General features: G+C 50.3%; 2 protein-coding genes. Both read right to left on the minus strand.

The genetic code is table 11. The annotated features are described in order from the left end of the window. Window positions 1-706: transposase zinc-binding domain-containing protein (locus GQS54_RS22850; protein ID WP_166426220.1), on the minus strand; the 706-nt coding region annotated here is incomplete at its 3' end. Next, window positions 703-1,172: tyrosine-type recombinase/integrase (locus GQS54_RS22855; RefSeq protein WP_346766604.1), on the minus strand; the 470-nt coding region annotated here is incomplete at its 5' end. The genes GQS54_RS22855 and GQS54_RS22850, both read right to left, overlap by 4 nt.

Consider the following 1,172-nt stretch of genomic DNA (forward strand, 5'->3'; position numbering starts at 1 on the left):
CCAGATAACGAATGACCGTTTTGGGCTGACATAAACAGGGTTTGCTATACACAGACCACGGTTTACTCATCAGCAACTGCGCTTGGGGGATGACCAACTCATATGCCCTTAGTGCCGCCAACATCTTTGCCCTGAATACGGTGGATAACGCCTTCACGGGAAATAAATACGCCTTCTTTACGCCTCGCCAGTGTGTCTTTGCATCCACGGCCCCACCGGGAATAAGACAATGCAGGTGAATATGTTGCGTTAAGGTTTGCCCCCACGTGTGCAGCATCGCTGTCATACCCAGTTGACCCTTGAGTGTTTTGCGCGACATCGCAAACTGACTCAACGTTGCCCACACAGCCTGAAACAGACTTTTGTACAGTTTTTCTGGTGCATACTGACTTATCACGTTTAACTCATGGGGCAAGGTGAACACCAGGTGGAAGTATTTACAGGGCAGCACATTCGCCTGTTGCTGCTCAACCCATTGCTCGGTTTGCCTGCCCTGACAACGGGGGCAGTGCCTGTCCCGACAAGAGCAATACACCACCTTCTCAAACGAACACGCCCCGCATCGCCACTGCTGCATGCCTAATTGCCCCGTTCGGCAATCTGTAATATGCCGGCATACCTTATCTTGTTGATAACTGAGCGTATGATGTTGTCGATACGCAGGCAGGAATTGCTGCAACACATCCGCCACATGCAGAGCACTCATGACACACCTTCCCAATCGGCCATTAAGTCTTGGGCACTATTATTCAATTCAGGTAACCAATGCAAATAGGTTTGTGTGGTGCGAATATCCGCATGCCCTAACTGCTGTTGCAGTTGATTCAGCGGCATCCCGCTTTCCAATTGGTGGGTCGCATAGGCATGGCGTAGACTGTGAATACTGCACTTCTTACTTACCCCAGCCAGCTTCACTGCTTCACGAAAGGCTTTTTGCACGGACGTAGCGCCCACCTGAAACGCCATGCCCCGGCTGGAATAAAACAACCAATCCGTCGCCCGAAAATGTAACCAATAGGCGCGTAACACATGCAATACAGACTCAGTGAGTACCACATCTCTGTCTTTATTCCCTTTCCCATTGTGAATGCGTAACGTCTTACGTGCCCGGTCAATGTCCTCTACTTTCGCATGCACCAATTCGTTGAGGCGCAGCCCACAACCATAATAAA

This window comes from Paraglaciecola sp. 20A4, assembly GCF_011378905.1.
Lineage (GTDB): Bacteria > Pseudomonadota > Gammaproteobacteria > Enterobacterales > Alteromonadaceae > Paraglaciecola.